The sequence below is a fragment of the Halodesulfovibrio sp. genome, assembly GCF_025210605.1.
Taxonomy (GTDB): Bacteria; Desulfobacterota; Desulfovibrionia; order Desulfovibrionales; family Desulfovibrionaceae; genus Halodesulfovibrio.
The window spans coordinates 90,399-113,225 of sequence record NZ_JAOARI010000024.1; the positions used below are offsets into that span (position 1 = coordinate 90,399).

The 22,827-nt window shown below is 43.3% G+C and carries 19 protein-coding genes and 1 tRNA gene; 5 read left to right on the plus strand and 15 right to left on the minus strand.

Annotated elements, in window-relative coordinates:
- Positions 1-182: 182 nt before the first annotated feature.
- The 5 genes from N4A56_RS09525 to N4A56_RS09545 all read right to left on the minus strand — a co-directional run bounded on the left by N4A56_RS09525 (position 183) and on the right by N4A56_RS09545 (position 5,911).
- Positions 183-623 carry a hypothetical protein gene (locus N4A56_RS09525; protein WP_295546806.1) on the minus strand — a complete coding sequence of 147 codons (441 nt, stop codon included), beginning with the start codon at positions 621-623 and terminating at the stop codon, positions 183-185.
- A gap of 139 nt (positions 624-762) precedes the next feature.
- Complete coding sequence (locus N4A56_RS09530) at positions 763-894, minus strand: hypothetical protein (protein ID WP_295546809.1); 132 nt, start codon at positions 892-894, stop codon at positions 763-765.
- A gap of 497 nt (positions 895-1,391) precedes the next feature.
- Complete coding sequence (locus tag N4A56_RS09535; RefSeq protein WP_295546811.1) at positions 1,392-2,612, minus strand: lactate racemase domain-containing protein; 1,221 nt, start codon at positions 2,610-2,612, stop codon at positions 1,392-1,394.
- A 10-nt stretch (positions 2,613-2,622) separates the two neighbouring features.
- On the minus strand, positions 2,623-4,716 hold the full coding sequence (locus tag N4A56_RS09540; RefSeq protein ID WP_295546813.1) for a TRAP transporter fused permease subunit: 2,094 nt from the start codon (positions 4,714-4,716) through the stop codon (positions 2,623-2,625).
- Between the two features lie 196 nt (positions 4,717-4,912).
- Positions 4,913-5,911, minus strand: coding sequence for a TAXI family TRAP transporter solute-binding subunit (locus tag N4A56_RS09545; protein ID WP_295546815.1), 999 nt, complete (start codon positions 5,909-5,911; stop codon positions 4,913-4,915).
- Positions 5,912-6,150: 239 nt separating this feature from the next.
- Between N4A56_RS09545 and N4A56_RS09550 the strand changes: the two genes are divergently transcribed.
- Positions 6,151-6,834, plus strand: a complete 684-nt coding sequence (locus N4A56_RS09550; protein WP_293669342.1) for a GntR family transcriptional regulator — start codon at positions 6,151-6,153, stop codon at positions 6,832-6,834.
- 51 nt (positions 6,835-6,885) lie between these two features.
- Here the strand turns inward: N4A56_RS09550 and N4A56_RS09555 are convergent, their stop codons facing one another.
- The 3 genes from N4A56_RS09555 to N4A56_RS09565 form a co-directional block, all read right to left on the minus strand.
- Entirely contained in the window at positions 6,886-8,028 is a 1,143-nt protein-coding gene (locus N4A56_RS09555; RefSeq protein WP_295546816.1) for a YcaO-like family protein, read from the minus strand.
- 9 nt (positions 8,029-8,037) lie between these two features.
- Positions 8,038-9,054 carry a TfuA-like protein gene (locus N4A56_RS09560; protein ID WP_295546819.1) on the minus strand — a complete coding sequence of 339 codons (1,017 nt, stop codon included), beginning with the start codon at positions 9,052-9,054 and terminating at the stop codon, positions 8,038-8,040.
- 86 nt (positions 9,055-9,140) lie between these two features.
- A complete protein-coding gene (locus tag N4A56_RS09565; RefSeq protein ID WP_293669348.1) occupies positions 9,141-9,455 on the minus strand; it encodes a hypothetical protein in 315 nt (104 codons plus the stop codon).
- Positions 9,456-10,328: 873 nt separating this feature from the next.
- Here N4A56_RS09565 and N4A56_RS09570 point away from each other — a divergent pair.
- The gene (locus tag N4A56_RS09570; protein WP_295546822.1) at positions 10,329-10,655 is read left to right on the plus strand and encodes a hypothetical protein; all 327 of its coding nucleotides are present in this window, start codon (positions 10,329-10,331) and stop codon (positions 10,653-10,655) included.
- 250 nt (positions 10,656-10,905) lie between these two features.
- On the opposite strand, the gene N4A56_RS09575 is transcribed toward N4A56_RS09570, so the two are convergent.
- On the minus strand, positions 10,906-11,256 hold the full coding sequence (locus tag N4A56_RS09575) for a hypothetical protein (protein WP_293669352.1): 351 nt from the start codon (positions 11,254-11,256) through the stop codon (positions 10,906-10,908).
- Positions 11,257-11,469: 213 nt separating this feature from the next.
- On the opposite strand from N4A56_RS09575, the gene N4A56_RS09580 reads away from it, so the two are divergent.
- Positions 11,470-11,545: transfer RNA gene (locus tag N4A56_RS09580), tRNA-Thr, on the plus strand.
- A gap of 169 nt (positions 11,546-11,714) precedes the next feature.
- On the opposite strand, the gene cutC is transcribed toward N4A56_RS09580, so the two are convergent.
- The 5 genes from cutC to N4A56_RS09605 form a co-directional block, all read right to left on the minus strand.
- A complete protein-coding gene (cutC, locus tag N4A56_RS09585; RefSeq protein ID WP_295546825.1) occupies positions 11,715-14,147 on the minus strand; it encodes a choline trimethylamine-lyase in 2,433 nt (810 codons plus the stop codon).
- A 271-nt stretch (positions 14,148-14,418) separates the two neighbouring features.
- Positions 14,419-15,171, minus strand: a complete 753-nt coding sequence (locus tag N4A56_RS09590) for a phosphate ABC transporter ATP-binding protein (RefSeq protein ID WP_295546828.1) — start codon at positions 15,169-15,171, stop codon at positions 14,419-14,421.
- The gene (locus N4A56_RS09595; RefSeq protein WP_295546831.1) at positions 15,168-16,043 is read right to left on the minus strand and encodes an ABC transporter permease subunit; all 876 of its coding nucleotides are present in this window, start codon (positions 16,041-16,043) and stop codon (positions 15,168-15,170) included. Before N4A56_RS09595 ends, N4A56_RS09590 begins: the two co-directional genes overlap by 4 nt.
- Positions 16,040-16,909 (minus strand): ABC transporter permease subunit, encoded by an 870-nt coding sequence (locus N4A56_RS09600; RefSeq protein WP_295546832.1) that lies wholly within the window; start codon positions 16,907-16,909, stop codon positions 16,040-16,042. Before N4A56_RS09600 ends, N4A56_RS09595 begins: the two co-directional genes overlap by 4 nt.
- A gap of 47 nt (positions 16,910-16,956) precedes the next feature.
- The gene (locus tag N4A56_RS09605) at positions 16,957-17,784 is read right to left on the minus strand and encodes a phosphate ABC transporter substrate-binding protein (protein ID WP_295546835.1); all 828 of its coding nucleotides are present in this window, start codon (positions 17,782-17,784) and stop codon (positions 16,957-16,959) included.
- Between the two features lie 769 nt (positions 17,785-18,553).
- On the opposite strand from N4A56_RS09605, the gene N4A56_RS09610 reads away from it, so the two are divergent.
- Complete coding sequence (locus N4A56_RS09610) at positions 18,554-20,278, plus strand: metallophosphoesterase (protein ID WP_295546836.1); 1,725 nt, start codon at positions 18,554-18,556, stop codon at positions 20,276-20,278.
- A 35-nt stretch (positions 20,279-20,313) separates the two neighbouring features.
- On the opposite strand, the gene N4A56_RS09615 is transcribed toward N4A56_RS09610, so the two are convergent.
- A complete protein-coding gene (locus N4A56_RS09615) occupies positions 20,314-20,499 on the minus strand; it encodes a hypothetical protein (protein ID WP_295546838.1) in 186 nt (61 codons plus the stop codon).
- 1,102 nt (positions 20,500-21,601) lie between these two features.
- Here N4A56_RS09615 and N4A56_RS09620 point away from each other — a divergent pair.
- Positions 21,602-22,657, plus strand: coding sequence for a site-specific integrase (locus N4A56_RS09620; RefSeq protein WP_295546841.1), 1,056 nt, complete (start codon positions 21,602-21,604; stop codon positions 22,655-22,657).
- Positions 22,658-22,827: the final 170 nt, after the last annotated feature.

The window sequence follows — 22,827 nt, forward strand, 5'->3', positions numbered from 1 at the left end:
GTACCTCCCTGCTGTTTTGTGAAATTATCAATAAGTACAATATACTATAATAGTTTACTGCTTATGAAAGTATAAGTTGGCAGCAGACACGAATAACGCCTTCTTTACGGTAAAGGTAAAGAAGGCGTTATTTGCAAAGCATATTCGTGTGTAGTTTTTTTTAGTGAAACGAGTTTGAGTAGCTATAGCGGGAACACACAAACAGGCTGCGAAAGGCTGTGGCAATACAAAGACAATTTAGCGACGTCTGCCTCTGCCACCGCGTGGTCTTCTGATTGCACCGCGTCTGCTGCTGGTGCGTCCTCTACTGCGAGAGTAATTTCTACGACTGCCGCGGGTGGATGAAACATTTCGTCTGCGATTATACGAGGCGTTTCCTCTACGATTGTAAGAGGAGCTTCTCCTACGGTGGTATGTAGCATCTTTTTTGCCCCGGTATCTTGGATAATTTCTAGGGCGATTGTATCTTCTGTTATGGCGGCGGTAGTGGCGGTCTTTGTGGCGATGGTGATAGTGTCTGCGCTTGTACGTATTGTATGTCGGTGAGTAGTTGATGTTGTAATAGGCGGGATACCCGTAATAGTCGTATCCATAGTCATAGCCGTATGAATATCCGTAGCCACCTGAAATTGTCGTGGTACACCCTGTCATAACTGCGAGCATTATTCCACAACTAGCCAGTAAGATGAGCCTTTTTATCATGGTGTCTCCTTGGCAGCACTGCGGACACAATAGTCGCAATTTTTGTGACAGTGCTGTTGCTTAGTGTGTCTCTATCTCTGGTTCACTATCTTCTGTGATGTGATGGATGTGATCTGGCGCCATGAGAGTGGTTGTGGTGCTGTCCGTGATGCTGATGATGGTGGTGTCGATGATAGTTGGAGCGTTTCCCATAGTGTGTGTCGTACCAGTATGGTGAATATAAGTAAGGCGGGTCGCTATAATCATAGCTGTAATTTGTTGAGGTCGCGACGCATCCTGCAAGAGAGGTGAGCAGCATCATGCAACCTGCAAATAAAATGAGTTTTTGTATCATAGTCTCTCCTTGGCAGTACTGCTGTTGTGCTCAGTACACATGGTAGTGCAGTGCTGCTGCTAAGTGTGTCTTTCGAAACCATAGCAGAGGGAGAAGGCTTTCTTTGAGTATTTTTGCTTTGAGTATAGTTGCATTACATGCGTCTGGTTATTGGGGCTGAAACACCGCACGGAATCAGGGATTCAAAGAATTTGCTTTTAGGTGGGAAAGGTTATTTTCTAACAGCTTGGCGTTGCTATATAAAAAAATGAACCCCATGTTGTTAGAGTGTACAACATGGGGTTCACAGTATGAAAAATTGAGTTTGATTTTGTGTGTAGCAGGTAGATTTAGTCCGCGACAGTGGCAAAAGTTATCAAAACGCTAGCAACGTGCCTGAATCGTCAAAACCGAGTTGGCGTGCGTTGTCTGGGAAAATGGTTGCACCAGCTTTTTTTAGATCATCAAATACGGGGGCGGTTGCCCAGAAATGTTGTAAAGATAATGTGTTTGTGATGCGAACGGCTCTGATATTTGACGGAGCTTTTGCAAGTGCAGCATCTATAACAACTTTATCTGTCGGCAGAGTGATAGGAAGCCGCCCGCTAGCCCATACGCCGGTGGTAAGGGAATTTGCATACGTTGCGGCGGGGTCAATACTATCTGCGAGTCGTTGAGGAATAAGGTCTGCCATGCCGATACCGTGGGCATTTCCTTGTGATTCTGGAGTAAGATTAAGTACCACGAGTGTTTTGTAATCAGGCTTTCGTTCGCCTGCCATGCGCCGCCATGCTCCGATTACGTTGGTGTCCATTCCTGTTCCGCTAATATTTTTCCCCATTTCATCGATGATAAGCAAATCGAGCGAATCCAAAGGAATACGTGGAAGGATTGCTGCGGAAACAGCAAGCAGTGAGGAGTCTGTTTTTGCTATGTCGTTCTGTGTGCAAAGTTTGATGCTATGCAGTTTTTCCACGGCATTTTCTACTACAGCAAGCCCTGCCAGAATGGTAATGTGCTCTTGTATTCGCAGTGCGGCTGGCTTGATGACTTTTTCTAAAGGGAAATTGTGCAGATTATCAGCACCGCGTGGTTTTCCTAGTCCAATAGCAAGCATTTTGCACAGACCGGATTCAACTTCTCCGTGAAAGAGTGTGTGAGGTTTTACGCGATTCATGACAAAAATATAGTCTGCTTCAATGGCGTCCTTTGCGACAAAGACTTCTGCGCCTTCTTCTATATGCCCTAAGCTGACTGTTTCGATAGATGAGACAATCGGGCAGCCAGTCGACTCTTCTGTAATGCCTAACTTAGCAAGAATAGCGGTTTGTCCTTCCGCAGTAGAACCGCCGTGTGATCCCATGGCGGGGATGATAAAGGGGCGAAGCCCAAGTGCGGTAAGATTGCGTACTACAGTTTGAACCAGTGGCACTATGCGGTCAATACCACGCGAGCCTACGGTAATACCGACAGAGGCATTCGGCTTTATTGCGGAGCTGTCAAAAGAAGCAAAGACCGCGTCTACGGTCTTTGCAACATCATCAATTTGGGACGTCTCGAATTGTTGTTCGACGTCGTAGAAAATAGGGTACGTCATGAGATTCCTGCTACGCTGTTTCAGTCAGAATGATATCATCCAACGTCGTGTCTATATCGAATGCGTTTGTGTATTTTAGAATGGCTGTGAGAATAGCAAAGATAGTTACTCCAATCCAGCATTGAAGTTCGGGTAATGCATACAGTAGCACAGCATTACAGCCGAAAGTAAGACGGAGCAGCGGGTGCAGCCTTCGTATATAAACTCCTTCTAGCGATACCGCAGTGCAGAATAGCGCTAACAGGATAATGCCGATAGTCAACACTGTTTGCCACAGTGGACCCAAGAACAAAATGGATGGTTCGTATACAAACATAATCGGGATAATAAAAAGCCCACTCGCCAGTTTGAAAGCATGGATGCCAGTCTGAAATGGGTCAGACTTGGCAATTCCCGCGGCGGTGTATGCTGCAAGACAAACAGGTGGTGTTACGTTTGCTGACTGTGAATACCAGAAGATCAGCAGGTGCGCCGCAAGCAGGAATATAGTGGCGTGTTCCGGCGGAACCTGAGAGTTTATGATAGCAAATAATGCCCCCGCCGTGGTCGGGTCTGAGATCATGTCGAGACTTAATCCCATGGACTGGATGAACTTAGGTTTTACAGCCATGACATAGCGAAGTTTGATGAGGTTAACGAGAAACGGCGCACTGAGTGTCGCAAGAATGATGTATGACGCGGTTACAGGCAAGCCCATACCAAGAATGAGCGATGCGACCCCGATAAGTCCGATAGTTACAAGTAGGCTTGATCCCGCAACAGTCGAAATGAGCATTGAAAATTTAACGCCGAGGCTGACAAGAAGGACAATGCCAATGACTACGCCGGAGCAGAGCAGAATAATGGCAGTAGCCACCATGTTTTTTCCACCCAGAGCAAACGCATCAACAACATCCATAAGCCCCATACGGTGATTTTTGGTTAGCCAGCTTGCACCGACAATGGCTGCAATAGCCCAGCATGCAGCATACGTAGGGGTGTAGCCGACACTCATGAGTGTGATAAGCACGCCGATAGGAATAAAGAACGGCCAGCCTTCTTTAAGTACTTCAAAAAAACGCGGGATGTCCTCTTCTGCTGTTGGTTGTAGACCTTCACTGCGGGCGCGTGAATGCACGAAGAAAATTACCCCGACGAAATATAAGATTGCCGGAATGAAAGATATGGCGACAATTTTCAGATACGAAATTTGTGTCCACTGTGCCATAACGAAAGCACCTGCACCCATAATGGGAGGCATTATTTGACCGCCGGTGCTGGCGGCGGCTTCAACTGCTGCTGCAAACTTGGGACTAAAGCCTGTTCGCTTCATCATCGGAATAGTAATTGAGCCAGTACTTACGGTGTTTGCAACAGCACTGCCGGACACTGACCCCATAAGACCACTGGAGAAAACCGCCATTTTTGCAGGTCCTCCGACACTGCGACCTACAACGGAAACGGCAAGTTTGATAATAAAATCTCCTGCACCGGATTTAACAAGAAAAGACCCGAACAGGACGAATAGAAAAACATAGGAGGCAGAAATGGTGGCGATGCTTCCGAAAATGCCATCAGGGGCAAAGTACATACGGTATAGGACTCTAGTGATGGTAACACCGGGGAAGTTCCAGTTGCCAGAAAGAAATTGTCCCCAGTACAGGGCGTAACTTAAAAAGAAGATAGCGAGCAGAGGAATAATTTTTCCTGCGGCACGGCGTGCAATTTCCAGCATGAGCAACAGCGTTGTGCCAGCAAAAATCATATCAAGCAGAACCATCTGTTCATTGCGGGCATGAAGCGCATCTTCAAAAAATACTAAGTACAAGCCACAGATAACGCTGAGTGCTGCCAATAGCCAATCAGCATAGGGCTTTTTATCTAAGCTTTTTGCACTAAAAGGGTAGATCATAAATGCAAGCGGCACAAAAAACGCATAATGCAGTGCGTTGCGTTGAATCTCCGGCATAAGCCATACGGTATTGGTGAGAACATGAAATACACTTGCTGCAATACACATACAGTAAAATACGGTAGAAGGAATGCCAGTTAATGTACGTGTGCTGACCATTACCTCACCGGAATCTTCTGTCGCTTCCACTGATTTTTTTTTAAAGAACCCCATATTCCAACCTTACAGTCACTCTAATAAGTTTCAACAATGTTTTTCCGCAAAGCTGTTGCTAGCGAAGTAGTTACGAGCCAGTTGCTTTTTTATGATGAGCGGTGTTGTTTCCTATCACTATGGTATAGCTGAATTTAGAAACGACACCTCAGTGTTATCCGCCGGAGTGAGAAATGCTCCGGCGGATTTTGATATGCTATTTTGCGATAAGGCGTTCAGGAATCTCAATGCCGACTTCGCGGTAGTACTTTGCAGCACCGGGGTGCAAAGCAACAGGAAGACCGGAGAGAGCGGAATCAAGGCTCATGTTTTTGGTAGCAGAGTGTATTGTTCCGAGGAAATTGAGGTTTTCATAGATAGTCTTAGTGATTTTGTAGACTACGTCTTCTGGTAAATCTGCACGCACAGCAAGAAAGTTAGGCTGTGCGATGGTGCGAATATCTTTTTTTTGCCCCGGGTATGTGTTGGCTGGGATGATGTAGCGGTACCAGATTGGAAAATCTTTCTGGATGACAGCAAGCTGGTCGTCGGAAAAATCAAGAACTGTTGCGTCCCCGTTACTCATAGCAAAAAGCTGGGTAATAGCTGCTGCCGGTACTCCGGCTGGAATGTTTGCACCTGCTATGCGGTTATCAAGCATAGCTTGTGTTGATGGAGTGTATCCAAGAAATTCAAGTTTGAGGTCTTTTGCATTAATGTCGAGTGCCTGCAAAAGGGCGCGACCAGAACCTTCTGTCCCACTGCCGCGTTTACCAATGGAAAAGCGGTCAGTCAGTGCTCCAATATCAGCAATGGTTCCGGTTTTGGCGTATTTGTTCATTACTGCAAAGTGTTCAACGTTCGGCCACAGCATTGTAATTGAACGGAATGAATCTACTGGTTTTCCTTCATAGAACCCCTTGCCGCGTGAGGCTTGCAAGCCGAACAGCGATTGCAAAATAGCTAGGTGGGCTTCTTTATTATTCAGCATTTCGATGTTTTCACCAGAGCCTGCGGAGTTAATGGCTGTGGCTGTTATTCCATCATTCTTTGCAAGCTTAAGACTTACCAGTGTTCCGATTCCTACGCCTACTGGATAGTATGTACCGCCTGTGGTGGCAGTGGCGATAATGAGCCGATTACTGTCTTGCGCTGAAGCAGGAAGCGTTGTGGTTAAAAGAATTGCAATTGCAATGAGAGAACAAAATTTACGCACAGTCATACTCCTTTTAGCAATAAAAAGTAAAAACAACAGATTGTTACCAAATAAGTGTCAGGACTTGACAAGATTGTCAACAATTTTGTTGTATGGTTTGTTGTGAATGTGGTATTTGATGCTGGACATAGAATGGTAGATATTTTACCTAGCTTCTTCCCTTTTGCGGAAACTTGAGTATTATCCAGACGCCATTTAGATGATGGTATTTTTAAAGATAGTAATGGTAGGATTTTGGTATGAAGGACTGTCCACCTAGCCAACAGGTAGCTGACCATTTGGAAGATCTTATTCTGGCAGGGCAACTGTTGCCGCGAGAACGTCTTGGCGAAACAGACATGGCAGAAAGATTTGCTGTTAAACGTCACGTAATTCGTGATGCTTTTAAGATTCTTGAAAGCAAAGGGCTTCTTGAAATCAAGCGTTACAAAGGCGCGCGAGTCGTAAGCCTTTCTATGAAAGAAATTAGTGATGTATTTGATATCCGCATTAATTTAGAAAGATTCGCGTATACCCTTGCGTTAGATAATATGCGTGAAAAAGACTTTGCAGATCTGGAATCGATTGCACAAACGTTTCTCGATAGCGTTGATACTGCAAGTATTGAAGAGTTAAGCAGGCTTAATACAGAGTTTCATAATATTATCTACAAGCGCGCAGATAATATCCCTTTACTTGAGATTATTAACGATCTGCATATTAAACTGTATATCACACGGTTTGCCGCTTGGGATAAAAGAGAAAATATTATCCAATCCGGCAAGGAGCACCTTGAGTTTATTGACGCATTGAGAAAAAAAGATCTCGATGTGTTAAATGACCTTGCACGTAGACACATTTACAACTCCAAGATTGCATATGAAAAGCGTGTGTCACAAATTACACCGCTGGCTTTATGTGAAAAAGAAGTTGGATTTGAATAAAAGAAAAGTCGAATATCTTAGGATATTCGACTTTTTCATTATTCCACGTAGTTAAAACGGATTTACTGAAGTTCCGGGGATAAGTGTTTTGCGAATCGAAATATCTGGCAGCTCTTGTGGTATTTCCATCGAAAGGACAGAGGGAAAACCCGCGTTGCGAATATCTTTGAATACTGCTGCAAGTTCATCTGTAATATTCATGACGCGATGTTGTGGAATACTGCCTACAGCTGTTCCTTCTGGTATTGTTTTGAAATAGCGCATCGATGCATCAATAGCCTTTTGCGACGGTGGAGAGGCGACATCTTTCACCATGTTCTCGTTACTGCCATGTAGAAAACGTACGCGGCTTTGTGCAGCTGCTGTAATCGCACGCAGTATTGCAACTTCTGGCGATGTATGTGCTCCATACCCCATTGAAACTGCAATATGTGGGTGGGGCGTCTTCGCATCATATAAGACTGTCCAGTAGACAGAAATAGATTCTACAGGGCATGGAATTGATAGCAGGGTAATATCAATTGATGCCGCGTAAAGTTTGCTGAGTGTGTCGGCAACGGTGCTGGTCATAACTTCAGTAAGCGGTATCCGTCTACCGCCGCACTCTGCAAGGGTAAGTTTGCCATTTGTAAACATAGAGCAAATGGCGTGGCGCTCGATAATTTCAAAAATACCGTGGAGCATGGCTTCTTCAGGAGAGTTACCGCTCGACAAACCGATTGTAGTAAACGCTGCAAGCATAGGTTGTGTGTAATACGCACTGGATGCTGGAATCCACGATGTAGTGTGTTGTAAGAAATCATACATGGGAATCCACGGTAATTGGCGTTTTTTACTGTGATACACACCCTGATGACTTGTAGGAAATTCTGTTGCGGCAAGTATACTGTTACCTTCGTTTTGAAGTTCCTGACAGCTTGCGATCCGCTCGTAAGGGTGTTTCTTTCCTATAGCGGAGCGTTCTACAGCTTCCATGAGTGCTGCTGTTTGAGCGGCATCTGTGGTGCAGCCTTTCCCCCACGCATTTTGGATAATTGAATTTAGCGGTGTGGCAGCAACAAATACTGGGATATCAAGTCGATCAATGTGGGTTATATTTGGGCAACAGGCGACACCTAGCGCAGGCATATGGGGCGTAATTTTTGCCAGCGTATTACGTGGGTGTCTGGTGCGTATAGTGCCTGTTGTGTACATTTGATTTCTCTATGACCGAGTCGCGATAACATCGCGTGCAATATCTGAAACACGTTTGTTTCGCTGTAACCAATCCCACAGCCCAACTTCATATTCCCATATGTACCCGAAGTACGCAGGGTTCTTTGTAATAATCCAGTCATAGATGGATATGGCAGGTTCCATTTCCGGAACAATGATTCCAGCTTTGTTCGCCCATGCTTCTATATATGTTTGCCACGGTGAACTGCTAAGATGGTGGAGTAGTGCCTCCTGCTCTAATAGCGATGCATATTCACATTGGACAAGACCGTTGCTCAACAACCATTCTGTGCTATGAATTCGTGCTTTCTCTCGTTCAAAAATTGCTGTGCGTATAGTATGTGGACAGGTTGTGCTTGTTTGTTTCGCCCATTCCAGCGTATAAAATGTAGCGTACATTTTTGCTGAAATTTCTGCTAATGCTTCTGGCGAAGTAAATTGCAGAAAGTGATGGATGATTTCTGCCCCGTAGACAATATTACTATTCACAACACATGGGCGTAGATTGAGAGCACAACGACGCCACTTGTGATCTGTAAGGCTTGTAATAACCGTTCCGCATGCTGTGCGTTCTACCAATCTTCCAGTAGCTATTGCATAGCGTATGGCTGTAAGAGTGTCATGCAGCGTTGTTTCCGGTGTTTGTTCAGACAGTGCTGCGTATGCATCTTCTTCATCTGCAATGCGTTCAAAGAATCGCCCAACGCCTTCCATGCCAACCTGCTGAAGCTCCTTAGCTCGTATCGCTCCCATTCCGCCTGCGCCGATGACCCGTATATGAACGCGGAGTGCATCAACAATTTCTTTGTGCCACACACACGAGTCGCCGTTTGTTTTGCAATCAATAAGTACGATGGAGCCGACATCTTCTCGAATATTTCGCCATATATCACCTTGTCCGGCGGGAGGGTGGAATATGAATAAATCAGTATGGGCGGAAAAGCTTTTTTTGATATGCTCTTGCGCTGTAGCTTCACCACAAAATATTACTATTTTCTTTTGCATGGTATTCCTTTTTACAGGTTGATAATGCCCGTGACAGGACTGCATAAGCCATGCCGGAAAATATAAATATTTTCCTACTGTTTTGATTATTGCTTCGAAATAGCAGAAAGAAGTCCCGTTAGCCCGACAATAAGCAAAATAGGGATATAAATTATGCCCCATAGTGGTTGGTAGAAAAAGGCAATAAGAATAGTAATAAGAATGAGTGCCACTTGGATGAAGACAAAGGAAGTGCGCCGTGCCGAAGCCCATGCACTAAATGATTTCCATATAAACATAGCAATCGGAATAATAAGGATTAGTGCCCACCAGTTTACACCGGGGATAACGAGTCGGACTATGAGTGCAAGCGCGACTACGATTATTGCGATAGCACTGATAACTGAACCACGGTTTTGCATAGCGACCTCATCTAAAAAACTTTGATTCGTATTACTCCCAGTGAGACGTTGGTTGTACCGCACTGTCCTTTTCTGGGAGCCAAAGATTGTACCAAGTCACGACACGCGATGGCGTAGTGCAGGGGAGTGGCAAAGGCTTTGTTCTAGGTGTAACGGGAGCATCGTGTGTTGTCTTTAAGGGGTTGCTTGGTACGTTGTAGTGAAAGGTTAACAGTACACATCTTTTACTTTCACTTCGTTGATTAATAGTTAAGCTTCATTATGTTGCGAACAGTATGCATATTATTTCTGAGTAATTGTGAGTAGGGGAGCTAGAGATATTGAATAGTCTGCTTTATTAAGGGGTAATTTTAGCTGATATTGTAGAAGCGCCACCTTTGTGGGCAATAGATAGAATAGAAAACTAGTACTGGAAGAGAGCTGATTGTATAAAAAGATTATAATGCCATAGGGTTTCGAAAACTATCTTATGATTGTTCTTTAATATTAGCATGTTGCTTTTGTTTAATGCTAAGTGTGTTTTTATTTCGTAAAAAATAACACTTGGTTGGCAGTTATTTTGCATTGGAAATTGTATAGCACCGTGTATTCATGCAGCGTTTTCTATTTTGAATACTAGGCTGTGTAATTACATTGTAAATTTTTGTTGCGGTTATTTTTTCTTTCTTACTGCGTTGTCTGTAAAAAATGTGTTTTACCATGTATTTTACTTTGATTTTGAGAAGAAAAAGCTGCCTAGTATTCCTCACATACCAATTGAGAACGCGCCTTAGGATAGTCTATCCGTAAGTATGCGGCGGTGAATAGTCGGTAGAAATTTAGCAATAAGTATAACGGTGTATAGGTAGTTGAAAAACCGACGAGGGTTGATGAATGTTTATTGATCGCAAGCTTGAGTGCCGGATTTTGGCTTGTGCGACAACTTCTACAAAAGGCTTTGTACATATTTTTGATGCTTGGGCGGTTGTAAAAAAAAAGCGCCCAGACATGCAGGAAGATAAATTTTTAGAACATATTAAGAGGCTTTGCGAATTAGAGTATATTGATTGTCCAGAGTGCATGTCTGAGGCTACTGTACGGCAGCAGCTGAGCGTAGCAGATGCAATACAATATACGGTTACCCAAAGTGGGAAAGAGTATTTGCAAGCAATGGTAGATAGTGATTTATTTGAATTTGAGGAAAAGATAGATTGTATTTAGTGCGTATATGTAGCCGGATTGAGAACAACCCATGCGGGGTAATGAGCATGCCGTTAGTTTGTATTTACTGCAAATAAAGTTGGCGGGTAGGCGAAGCAATATAAAGGCTTGCCAACTTTGTTTGCAACCGGAAGTGTCGCACAACTCTTTTGTAATTGCTTGTTGGTTAAACGAATGCAATCTATTTACCTAAAAAGGCGGCATCACATTGATGCCGCCTTTTCTAAGTGCGTATTAGTTACCGGTGGTCTTATTCTTTAATAACGGCTTTAAGACTTGGTGCTGCCTTAAATGTTACTGTTTTTTCACCGTTAACGGTATCAACAGTAAATTCACCCAATCCACCTAGATCAATAGTTTGTCCATTCTTTAGTCCCATAACAATAGCAGCTTTTACGACATCAAATGCGAGGTATGCTTCATATTCGTTAGAAAATTTGTCGCTCATTGCTGTTGTCAGGTTGTTAACGATATTCTGTGTGTATCCGCTGATCGGATCATGCTTAACGCGCTCACGTACTGCTTCAATATCAGGTGCAATAACTTGGCATTCATCAGTTGAGCAGGACATACATACGCCGGGATAATCTTGGTTAGCCATGAATAACTCTCCTTTCTCTACAAATGTTGCATAAGAGTACCATGCTGAATTTGTTTTGGTCTATTTGATTGCGTATAGAATCTTTTGCAAAGCACAGAGCGGAGAATGTCAATTTGAGTTTTGTTCGAAGTGAAAATAGATGGTAACTAATGGTAGTATAAAGGAATTGCGCTTGACCCATACAATCTGTTGCGATAAAAATTCTCTACATTAGCCAACATAGCTCAGTCGGTAGAGCAACTGTTTCGTAATCAGTAGGTCGTCGGTTCAATTCCGATTGTTGGCTCCAGTAAATAAAGGCACTTGCAGATTTTTTCTGTAAGTGCCTTTATTTACGTTTTTAAAAGCTCTTTTTGTTGGGTAGAGCGTGGTAGGATTTTATAAAATAAAAACAACCTCCCCCAGTATGATACCGGAGGAGGTTGTTTCAGAATAACATTATGCCATTTTGTTTATTACTAACTGTCGAGTGTCGAACGGCTTATGATTTCATCTTGTACTTCTTTGCATAATTCAACGAAGAAAGCACAATAGCCCGCGACTCTAACAATGAGATTTCGATAGTCTTCTGGATGTTTTTGAGCTTGGATAAGCGCTTCGTTGTCAAGGTAGTTGAACTGCATTTGCGCGTTACCAAAAATAGAAGATGCCTGTAGCAGGCTTATCAATCCAGCTTCTGCTTCGGGTGTTTCCAGTGTTCCCTTCAGGAATTTGAAGTTGTGCGACATTCCTAAGCTCATGGATTCTACATTGAGCTTCGCAACAGAGTTGATGATGGCTGTAGGACCGTTTTTATCTGCACCTTGGGAAGGACTCATGCCGTCCGAAAGTGGAGAGTTACTTATGCGACCATCTGGAGTAGCAGCAATCATTTCCCCAAGAGGAGTGTTGAATGATTGGGACAGCGTTCCATGAATGAGGTGCGCATACAATGTCTTGTGCTGATTACTTGTTTTTTCTGTAAAGTCGATGATGTCTGCTGCAATCAGGTCTGCGTAGTCAAGGTTGTTACCGTATTTCGGAGCATTGAGGCAGTCCCGCTGTACCTGCTCATAGCCTTGCCAGTTGGCATCAAGAGCTTTTTTGAGTTCCGGTAATGTGTATTTTTTGTCATCGAAAACAAGTTTCTTGATTGCAGCCATACTATCAACATAGGTTCCGAGTCCGGCAAAAATAGTGCCTGGTCCACTGTAGAGTACAGCGCCACCTGCTGTAACGTCTTTACCACTCTGCATACATCCATCGACAAAGAGCGACATATACGGTGTCGGCATAGTGTCGCGGACAAGCTTCTGGTTAATGATAGTGCCCTTAGCCGTCACATCTAAAATATGGGCTATTTGCTTTTTTACTGCTGCATCAAAATCTTTATACGTTTCAAAATGTGAGATGTCTCCAGTATCCAAGCCAACTTTACCGCCGTAAGATTGCAGCACGCCCTGATTCAGAACAAATTCAATAGCGATAGGCCACTGAGTAAAGCCGCCCGCAGTCCATTGATGCACTCGTCCGGATTTTTGTGGCTCAACGCATCCCATCAGGCAGTAGTCGCGGGCATCTTCGTAATCAAACCCTTTTCGGAGCATCATTTTGATATGCGCGTCATCAAAATGGCATGCAGGCATCCCGTTGCCGGACTTAACTACTTCAACTACTTTTTGTAAATATTTTCGCGGTGATTGATTGTGGATTCGGCATGCAAGTGATGGCTGGTACATGCCTACTTTGCCGATGGCATCCATTACGAGGTATGTTAAATCGTTGGTACCATCGCCGCCGTGGCGCTTAACACCACCGACACAAAGGTTGATAAAAGGCATATACCCTGCAAAATATTGTGCTGTTGCGCTAGGGGTGTACCAGATCACTTCAGAGCACTTGAGAATAAAACAGCTCATCAGCTCGAAAGCTTCAGATTCGGTGAGTTGTCCAGAATCCATATCCGCAGCAAAGCAAGGGTATACATACTGATCGAAACGACCAAGCGAAGTGCTGCACTGGTTTTCTTCCAGCAAAAAGAGTGACTGGATAGTCCAGATGGCTTGCAGAGCTTCGTGAAATGTTTTTGGTGGATTAGCAGGAACAGTAGCGTTTACTTTGGCTATTTTTTCCAGTTCTTGTTTACGTGCAGGGTCTTTTTCTTTTTTTGCTAATTCCTTTGCGTAATCAGAAAGGCGATTAGCATAAATGAGGATTCCGTCACAGGTCTCAATAGCGGCTTCGTAGTGATGCTTTTTTTCAATTTCCTCAGCAGATAGGTCAGTGCGTTGACCCAATGCATCAAGATGTGCTTTTGCTTCAGCTCGTACGCCATTAATGCCTTTGGAAAACAGAATAATGTCATACCCTGGACTTGTGTCACCTCCACCACTTGTATGGTGGTAGGTTAAATCACTTACACAGGCTTCAGCAGAAAATTCCCAAATTCTTTCTTTCCTGAAAAGCTTTTCACATGCTTCGTCAATAGATCGTCCCTCCCAGAATGGGAACAACTCTTCGCGCATGATCTTTTTATCTTCTTCGCTAATTTCATATGGGTCTTGGGCGCGGGTGCTGATAGTGTCCAGTTCATCTCGAACCCATTTCCATGCTGTGTCAGGAGAGAACGCACCAGCGCGTGGCTTGCCGCATGGATGCCCGATAATGAGTTCTCCATCTTGGATGAGCATCGGCGCAGTTTCACAAGCCCGCTTAAAACCTTTAGCGCGGCGAATATTATTAGGCAGGTCAGGGTGCTCTTTTGTGACTTCTGTGTATGCTAATGCTCGTCCAATCGTAATGCTTGGCTTAACTTTCAGATATGCATCTTTAAGCCGTTGAATGCGTATAGGAAGTTGTGCTGTGTTGTCCGAACTAGCCTGAAATTCGTTTGTGTCGCAAGTGCAGGTCATAAAAAGTCCTTTTAATAACTAGTGCTTAATATTCGATCACGCCTGATGGTTTGGTTGTGCAGATTCACAAGATTGACAATATTCTATTCAGTATTTCGAAAATTAAAGTGGCACTATAGCAAAGGCTCTTTTTTTGTGAAGCCCCTACCGTAAGGGGAGGCTTTACATAAAAATATTATTGTACACCGCGCAGTACTTCGTGCTGGTTGTTAATGTCTGATGGTGGTATGGGCAGCATGGCTTATTGCTGTGCAAGAGCATATAGCATTACTTAAAACGTCGTATAAAGAAGGTTGTCTAGCGCGGCGTCGCTGTCGTGCTTACGATTCCATGAGCCAGCAATACCCCCTTGGCGCACTAGAAATACACGGTCAGCAAGTGATCGTGTTTGCGCAAGGCTATGGGAGACTACCAGCATAGGCAGGGTTGGTGCCAGTCGTAACAGAAGCTCTTCAATAAGCTTGGATGATTTATGATCAACTGAGGCTGTAGGCTCGTCCAGTAGCAGGATTTCCGGCTCAAGTGCGAGAGCTCTGGCAAGACAAAGTCGTTGCTGTTGACCGCCGGAAAGTGTCGTAGCAGCTGCTGGTAATCTGTCCTTAACCTCTTCAAGCAAGCCTACTTCATCAAGGACTCTTTCCATGTTTTTGCGAGCGTTATAATCGCTTGTTCCACGTACAAGTTTTTGTGGAAGCAACAGGTTGCGTTCAATTGAGACTGGAAGCACGTTTGGCGTTTGAAAAACCATTCCGACTCTGCTTCGTAAGAAATTGGGATCAGTTTTTGGGGAGGTTATTTCGACAGCTTCTCCACCAATGCGAACAACAATGCTGCCTTGGGTTGTGCATCCGTCAAAACAATCGTTCAATTTGTTTACTGCTCTAAGAAGGGTGGATTTTCCTGAGCCTGAACGCCCGACAAGAACGGTAAGCTCGTCCGGTTTTACGTCGAAACTTATATCTGAAACCGATGGATTTCCCTGAAAGGATACAGTTACATTGTTAAAAGATATGATGGAACTCATCCTTGTCTCCAACGGTTTTTCATTGTTGTGTGAAGCTTGTGTGCTAGCAGAAAAAGACTTGTGCTTACTGCAAGCAGAACTAGTGCAGCCCCGAAGCCACGTTGTAGTTCCTCGTGCGTTTGGTATTCAGCTGCTGTTGTATAGATAAAAAATGGTAAGGCTTCGTATGTATCGAACAGACTTCTTGGAAGTCCAGCGTTTGCCACAGCGCCAGTCAGCATGATTACAGCGGTATCTTCAGCGGCTCTGCCAATAGATAAAATGATGCCGCTCATAATCCCTTCACTGGCAGAAGGGAGTAAAATATGCCGTATGGTTTGTCCTTTGGAAAAGCCTAAACTGGCTCCCATGAGGCGTAAATCGTCGGACACGCCAGCCAGAGACGATTGCGTTGCTTGTACCATATAGGGGAGTGTGAGTAGTCCCATGCAAAAACCGGAGAGCAGAAGGCATGTTTTTGCATCAGGCATAATTGTGTGTCGTAAAAAAAGAATGAGTGCGAATCCAAATAACCCGATAAGAATAGATGGTATTCCTGCGAGCACTTCCATACAAAATGCGAATATATTACTCCAGCGGTCGTGTCCGAATTCATTAAGGTAGATACCGCAGAAGATGCCAAGGGGGATAGCTGTTATTCCTGCAAGCGCAATAATGGAAAGTGTGCCAAAACATGCAGGCCATATGCCGTCCCAAACTGGAGCAAAGCGGAAAATAGCATCCAGTGGCGGTGTTTCTTCAAAAAAGAGAGACAGGCTAATTGTCTCTCCCCCATGATGTACAAGAAATGCAATAAAACCAAGCACCCCAACCGTTGTTAGAAGCACACACAGCCAGCAAAAAAGGGTGAAAACTCGCTCTTGAAATCTCATCGTTGGTTTCCTGTAGTGTACCCAAGCAGTTTCAAACCCAGATTGACTAGAATTGTGTTCAAAAACAAGATTAAGCCGCACGCAAAAAGAGATAAATAGGCAAGGCTTTGACTGTCTGCTGCAACAACCAAGGCGATGTGTGCTGACATTGCTCGTAGTGAATCAAAAATAGATCCCGGAACCTGCGGAGCGTTGCCTGCCAGCATAAGCGGGATCATGGTGTCACCGATTGCTCTACCAAATCCTAGTACGGCTGCGGCTGCGAATCCTTTCCGTGATGCTGGCAGTACAAAGTACAAAAGCCGTTGTGCTGGATTTAAGCCAAGCGCCATAGCTGTGAGTGTTATTTTTTGTTCTACAAGAGCAAACTGGCTATGCAGCATGAGCACAATGGTCGGCATACTTAACACTGCTAAGCCGATTGTTGCCGCCAACCAAGAAAATCCGCTTCCATGCTGAAATATGTCGCGAATAAAAGGAACCAAAACAAAAACACCAACAAACCCGTATACAACGGTTGGTATGCTGGTCATAAGTTTTATAATTCGCAGTGCATAACGGGCGAGTATAGGAGGTCCCATTCCGTGTACAAAACAGCAAATGCCAATTGAAATTGGGAAGGCAACAAGGAGAGCAGAGGTGGCTAACAGTAGCGAGCCGACAACCATAGGCAGGATGCCAAAATGCCCTTGAAAAGGTCGCCAGTCCCATGTCAGCAAATTAGATAGAGCTTCTATGTGCAGCAGAGGCAGGCAAAACCATAGTAAGAATGCGAAGATGCAGAGGACAATAGCTGCGGAGAGTGCAGCAGAGCTACGGCAAAGAAAAAGCCACAGCGATGGTGAGTTTTTTATTTGATGATTCATAACTAAAACAGGTGGAACGCAAAAAAGCGCTCCACCTGCCTACAAAACTACATAGGGATGTAGCCGCTAGACTTGATAATATCGTGAGAAACAGGGCTGGTAATGAAGTCTACAAAGCTCTTCACAATACCAGTAGGGTTGCCTTTTGTGTTCATGTAAAGTTTACGCACTACAGGGTACTGTCCATTTTTAGCGGTTTCCTGAGTAACAACAACGCCGTCGAGGTTTGGAGCTTTAACGCTGGAGTCAAGGTGACCAATGGAAACATAGCCGATAGCATTCGGATCGCGGGAAACAGCAGACTTCATTGCACCGTTTGAAGGAACAATGTTAGCAGAAGTAGCTACTGCGCCTTTTTTGAGGAGTTTTTTCCAGTAAACAGCACGAGTGCCACTAGATTCATCACGGCAGTATAAGTTGATTGGAGCATCGTTGCCGCCAATTTCTTTCCAGTTGGTGATAGTACCAGCAAAAATAGCACGAACCTGTTCGCTGGTTACGTTTTTGATAGGGTTATCTGCATGCATTACTGTTGCAACACCATCAATTGCAAATGGGAACAGAACAAGACCGTATTTAGACTGTTCTGCATCACTCGCTTTACGACCGGAGTTACCGATATTTACCAGACCTTCACCCACTTTCTGAATACCAACACCAGAGCCGCCGCCAGCGATTGTAATGCGAATATCCGGATTAGCTGTCATGATTTTTTTAGCAGCTTTTTTCATGACAGGGATGTGAGCTGTACCGCCAGCAATGGAAATAGTTCCTTTTTTGCCTTTAAAGTCATCTACACCGTTTGCAAAAGCAGACTGGAAGCAGAATGCACAACAGAGCAGTGCAAGAAAGAAAAGAGAAGATAACCGTTTCATACGAGACTCCTGTTACATATATAAATATGGATACGTTACGTTTGCCAAAATTTAGATGCGGGAACATACCGTATCCTTTCTTTTTCTGACCAATAGAAAATATAGATCGAAATAGTCGCTAAGTATTTAAAAAGTCAATAGAGAGAAAGAGAAAGGACACGCTGTGGACTGATGCCGGACAGAAAAAAAGAGTCTGTTTTGCTGGGCGGAGACCCAAAGACCGTCAAAGTTGGGGCAACTTTGCGATGAAAGAAATGTTGCCCCAAAAAGTTGCCCCAAATTCATAGGTTACCAGTACTGTTTTTCCAAAGAAGTGACAGAATGGAGCAGCCGAACCCCCTTGAAACAAAAGAGCCGCCAAGCACTTATAAGCACTTAGCGGCATCTATGAAATGTCCTCTTGGTGGAGGCGGCGAGAATCGTAACTCGCAGCAGAATGTACACTCGAAAACGTGTACAGGCAGGGCTTCTGGCTTGTCTCCAAGACAAACCATGTCCCAAAATGTATGAGCATAGCTAGCATTAGAATGTACTAGAAATCAAGAGGTAGTGCATAAGAATTTCTCATTGAAATGTTTCGGCATCCTGCTGCACATTGCCGTAAGTTCGATTCTTAAAGTGGGAATCGAATTGGGGTTCGGATATGGATAGATTCGCTTGTTCTTAATAGTTTGTATTTATTGTATAGTGAGCATGGTGTTAAGATTCATGGGCGTGCTGTAATGAGTCCTGAACCATAGGAATGGATAAGTTGTAAGAGGGGATTGGTATGCGAATAGTTGCGATGTCCGATTGGAATGAAAGCAAACCGCAGGACGTTCTTTCTGCCGTTGAAAGTTTAGCGCCAGATTGTTTTATTTTTGCTGGTGATGGACTTCCGACTATAAGCAAAAAAACTGTAACAGACATACGTGATGCAACTAAGCTTAAAAAATTTTTATACGTACAAGGGAATCATGACCTTGAGATAGAAACATGGTGGGGACAATTGAGCGGAGTTGAGTGCTTGAACAATAAACTTGTCTTAGTAAATGGGATTCCCATTGTTGGCTACTCAGGGATAAGCAATAAGTCTCATTTTCATTCAAGCGTCCATGGCCATTGGGTGTTCTGCCGAGAGAAGAATTTAGAAAAAGATTTATATAGCCTTCTTGAAGGTATGAATGGACGAGCAATTTTAGTTACGCATATGCCTCCGCATGGAGTACTTGATTTTAGGTTTGGTATTGGTCATTTGGGGTCAAGAGCTTTAAAGAGAGTTGTCGAGAAGAAAGTTCCTCTCGTACATATTTTTGGTCATATTCACTCCTTTGGTGGAGCTAAAAGGAAATTCAAGTCGACTCATTGCTTTAATGTTGCTTCTTTCGAGAAGGAGACCTCTGCTAGAATAGTTGCCATAGATATAACAGCCAAAAGTCTAACAGGCTTTCACGTACAGGCTGTTCCTTCCAGTAGTTCAAGCGACTTGTTGCTATTATATAATATTTCCCAAGCACAGACTTTAGATGAAATTAAACGGATAAGGTGTGTGCCGAGTAAAGAAAAAAAACAGTCTTACTTTTCCGTTGATACGGACAAAAGAATGTTGCGGCTAAGATTGCCTCAAATTGCTCAGTGTATGAAAGAAAAAGTAGGCGGTAGAATTAGTCCTAATATAGTTCGTGAACTCGATGAGCTTGAGCGTTCACCATTTACGCGAGTGAGCGTGCGTAATTTTTTTTTGAATGAGTGCCTTCCTTGGCCAAAAGGGTTAACCCCAAGGTTGATGCTTGATTATTATGATAGTGGTGTAAGTCCCCGTAAAGAAAGTTCTCCTACACGTTTGTTGGAAGGTGCTGGTTCTCGGTCTAGAAATGCTGCCAGAAAATTTATTCTTGAAAAAATTTGTATTGAAACAGGTAGATACTGTGTAGATGTTGACAGGTTGTATAAACTACCTGCAGTAGCTTCTAGTTTTTTTTCGGCAAAGTGGATTCCTGATTCTGACAATATTATTGCGGCATCGCTAGTTACTGAGCAAGGGCTTGTTAAGTTTACGAAAGAGAAAAAAATAAAGACTGTAGAGCGAAAAGTACAAAAAGAAGCTAGAGGCTCCCTTGTGACTTTGGGCAAAGGTTATAAATCATATTTTGATTTTGAGGACGTAATAAATTTCAGTCATGTTTTTTTTGAGGCTGTTGGGGTTGGCAATAAGAGAAAGAATTTTTCTACGTTGAGTGAAATTACTCAGTTGATTTTGGGTGGTGACATTTCTTATGCTCCTCAATTTATATTAGATTCAGAGTTAAAAAAGAATCTTTCAATCACGCTACATTTTTTGGATTGTGCAGATAAAGAGTTTCTACATTCGTTGCTAACTAAGTGTTGCGTCAGCGAGGCTCTTTTAATGAGAGATGCTTCTACGGCCTTTGGAGGTAGTTCGAAACTATCTAAAAAACATTTTGTGCTTTGTCGTTTTGATTTTGAAAGTAATGAGGTCTGCATTCAAGAATAGGCAGGTGAAAGAAGGGGGGAGTGGTTACGGAGTAGCTACATGAGAGGGGCACGGGGTACCTTGGTTGCTACCTCATCTGCGTCCTGCGGTTCGCCTTTGACTACGTGGTTGAAGGTCTGGGTGACTACCATGTGAAAGTCGAAAGATACCCAAGCAGCGTAGGAGAACAGGGCAATGCGGGTAGCGAGGGACTGGAAAACCTTACCTTTTACCGCCCGCAAATTTGCGGTCGCTGATAAAGCTTGGCGTATGTTGTCTTGTTACTGGCTAGGGCGTTTGGCTTCAGGTTTATGGGATAGAATGATAAGGGAGTAGATACCGGATTGTTAATGGTTTTGAGGTGTCGAGTCTGACCCGATGAATTGTCGGGACAGGTGTTAACTTCATCTTTGTCCAAGTATATTGTTCCATCGTTGGTGTTACGGAAGTCAAAGCTTACACAAACATCCTTCGCTACGAACTAAGGTTCACCTTCTTTGCTGATGGGGGAACCTGTCCAAAAGCCCCATGTTCAAAGTTCATAATCTCAGTCATAAATTCTCCATAAAAAAAGGGAGACTCGTTCTTGAGCCTCTCTTAAAATTGGATTCCCACCTTGTTGGTTACACTCAACCGCAACTACAACGTCGGACAACTCTCTAATATATGCAGGTCTCGTAGGGTAGTCAGGGCTACTTGTTTTGCGTAGTACGCCTTCTATAGGTATGAAAAAGAGGGAAGGTCGTCTTGAAAAGGTTGATGAGCCGTTGAATGCCGATAGACTTAAGACGCTGCTACCGCTTACGAACTATGACGCTTTACAGAGACTGTGCAGTGTGGTTCATACCCTTGTTAAGTAGTTCTCTTCTATCCTTATTATAAAGGAAGATTTTCTTGTATTCGTCTTCTTTCTTTGCAGCAGTATCCCTGCAAGCTAGGGTTTTGATGCTTGAGTTCCGCGAACCATTCAAGCTCTGTAAGAACGTTTAATACCAACTACAACTGTGTCGATAGGACAGAACGAAAACTTCATGGGATGCCTTTAAACAGTTCATGTACGATGTCATGGGCTCTTGTGCATCAATGCAACGAGTACGCCTATCGTTGCTTGTTCTGTTCTGTAGCAAGAATGTGATAGCTTTTTTGTATTACTATTTAAAATACTAGATACTATATACTATTTAGTATCTAGCATGTGCTATATTTAAATTTTTAAAATACAAACAGCTCACTGTAAAGTTCAATGGTTAATTAAAAAAATAATTTGAGTTCATTTTTAATATGCTACTTCATTTTAAATTACTTTTATGTAGATTAAAACTTATTTATTATGGAGATAGTATTATGCTTTGTGAAATTAATGAACTTAAAAAGGAAGGGAATGGGTATTACTATGCAAATTTTGAATATGAAGATAGAATTATAAATAAAAGTCTTAAAACTCGTGATGTAATTGAGGCAGTGCATAAGTTATATTTGTTGTTAAAAGAATATGAAGATGACGATGAAACATCACTGAGGCTTTCTGAGGCGTTAAATCGTGCCTATGAAGAGCGTTATAAAGAATATGCTGACTCAAGAACCCCTTGTGCTCATATTGAAAAGATAATTTCGATAATTGGAGATATGAAGTTGAAAGATATTTCTGCAAGGCATCTTAATGAAATCCAAAATACTTTAAAAAGAGAAGGAAAAACAAAGACAACTATAAATAGGTATATGGCTCACTTAAGCGTGATTTTTACTCTTGCAAAAGAAGAGTGGGAAGTTCTGAGCACTAGTCCTAGGGTCAGAAAGCATCGAGAGAAAGGGAGTAGGACTTATATTCTTAATATGGAAGATGAGAAGCGGCTTTTCAGTTGGTTTAATAGGCATAAGCCGTTGACGAATAATGGGACTGCACTAGATGGATGGCATTATGCAGATTTTATGATGGTATTGCTTCACACTGGTCTGAGGTTATCTGAAGGGATTATGCTTCGTGTTGGAGATATACAGGGTGACCGGTTAAATGTTCGGGCTGAAAATGCAAAAAGTCATGTTGCTCGAACAGTTCCTTTGTCATTAGAAGCGCAACAAATTTTGGTACGTCGTAGTGAAGGGCTTGAAGAGCCAGAAGCATTTTTGTTCGATGGCATGAAGAAGGATACAGCAGGAATGAGGATGCGATTAGCGAAGGCTGCTTTGAAATTAGACCATACCGATCTAGGTTGGCATTCGTTGCGCCATACCTGTGCCACTCGGCTGTTACGTGCTGGCGCTGATATTGTGACAGTTCAAAGCTGGCTTGGTCATGCTGATATAATGACTACACGTAGGTACTTGAAATTAGTCGATGGTGCTTTGGATGAGGCTTTGGTTAATATGCTTAAAATGTTTGGGGGAAAGAAGGAAGAATAGCATTTTTGGATTTTCTCCACACTCGTTTGGACTATCCGTGAGTGTTTTATTGGATATCTAAGACCTATAGCTGTTAACTGGCTACGGGTCTTGTTTTTTCTTAGTGTGGGTGTGGGTGGGGCAAAATGTTATGACTAATATAAGGTCTTATGCTGCGCTTACGGGATATA

Bases quoted from the DNA above. Each gene is read 5' to 3' on its own strand.
- N4A56_RS09560 (WP_295546819.1), bottom strand. From the start codon at position 9,054: ATGCAAAAGAAAATAGTAATATTTTGTGGTGAAGCTACAGCGCAAGAG.
- N4A56_RS09605 (WP_295546835.1), bottom strand. From the start codon at position 17,784: ATGAAACGGTTATCTTCTCTTTTCTTTCTTGCACTGCTCTGTTGTGCA.
- N4A56_RS09595 (WP_295546831.1), bottom strand. From the start codon at position 16,043: ATGAGATTTCAAGAGCGAGTTTTCACCCTTTTTTGCTGGCTGTGTGTG.
- N4A56_RS09570 (WP_295546822.1), top strand. From the start codon at position 10,329: ATGTTTATTGATCGCAAGCTTGAGTGCCGGATTTTGGCTTGTGCGACA.
- N4A56_RS09550 (WP_293669342.1), top strand. From the start codon at position 6,151: ATGAAGGACTGTCCACCTAGCCAACAGGTAGCTGACCATTTGGAAGAT.
- N4A56_RS09620 (WP_295546841.1), top strand. From the start codon at position 21,602: ATGCTTTGTGAAATTAATGAACTTAAAAAGGAAGGGAATGGGTATTAC.
- cutC (WP_295546825.1), bottom strand. From the start codon at position 14,147: ATGACCTGCACTTGCGACACAAACGAATTTCAGGCTAGTTCGGACAAC.
- N4A56_RS09610 (WP_295546836.1), top strand. From the start codon at position 18,554: ATGCGAATAGTTGCGATGTCCGATTGGAATGAAAGCAAACCGCAGGAC.
- N4A56_RS09600 (WP_295546832.1), bottom strand. From the start codon at position 16,909: ATGAATCATCAAATAAAAAACTCACCATCGCTGTGGCTTTTTCTTTGC.
- N4A56_RS09530 (WP_295546809.1), bottom strand. From the start codon at position 894: ATGGGAAACGCTCCAACTATCATCGACACCACCATCATCAGCATCACG.
- N4A56_RS09535 (WP_295546811.1), bottom strand. From the start codon at position 2,612: ATGACGTACCCTATTTTCTACGACGTCGAACAACAATTCGAGACGTCC.
- N4A56_RS09590 (WP_295546828.1), bottom strand. From the start codon at position 15,171: ATGAGTTCCATCATATCTTTTAACAATGTAACTGTATCCTTTCAGGGA.
- N4A56_RS09555 (WP_295546816.1), bottom strand. From the start codon at position 8,028: ATGTACACAACAGGCACTATACGCACCAGACACCCACGTAATACGCTG.
- N4A56_RS09575 (WP_293669352.1), bottom strand. From the start codon at position 11,256: ATGGCTAACCAAGATTATCCCGGCGTATGTATGTCCTGCTCAACTGAT.
- N4A56_RS09540 (WP_295546813.1), bottom strand. From the start codon at position 4,716: ATGGGGTTCTTTAAAAAAAAATCAGTGGAAGCGACAGAAGATTCCGGT.
- N4A56_RS09565 (WP_293669348.1), bottom strand. From the start codon at position 9,455: ATGCAAAACCGTGGTTCAGTTATCAGTGCTATCGCAATAATCGTAGTC.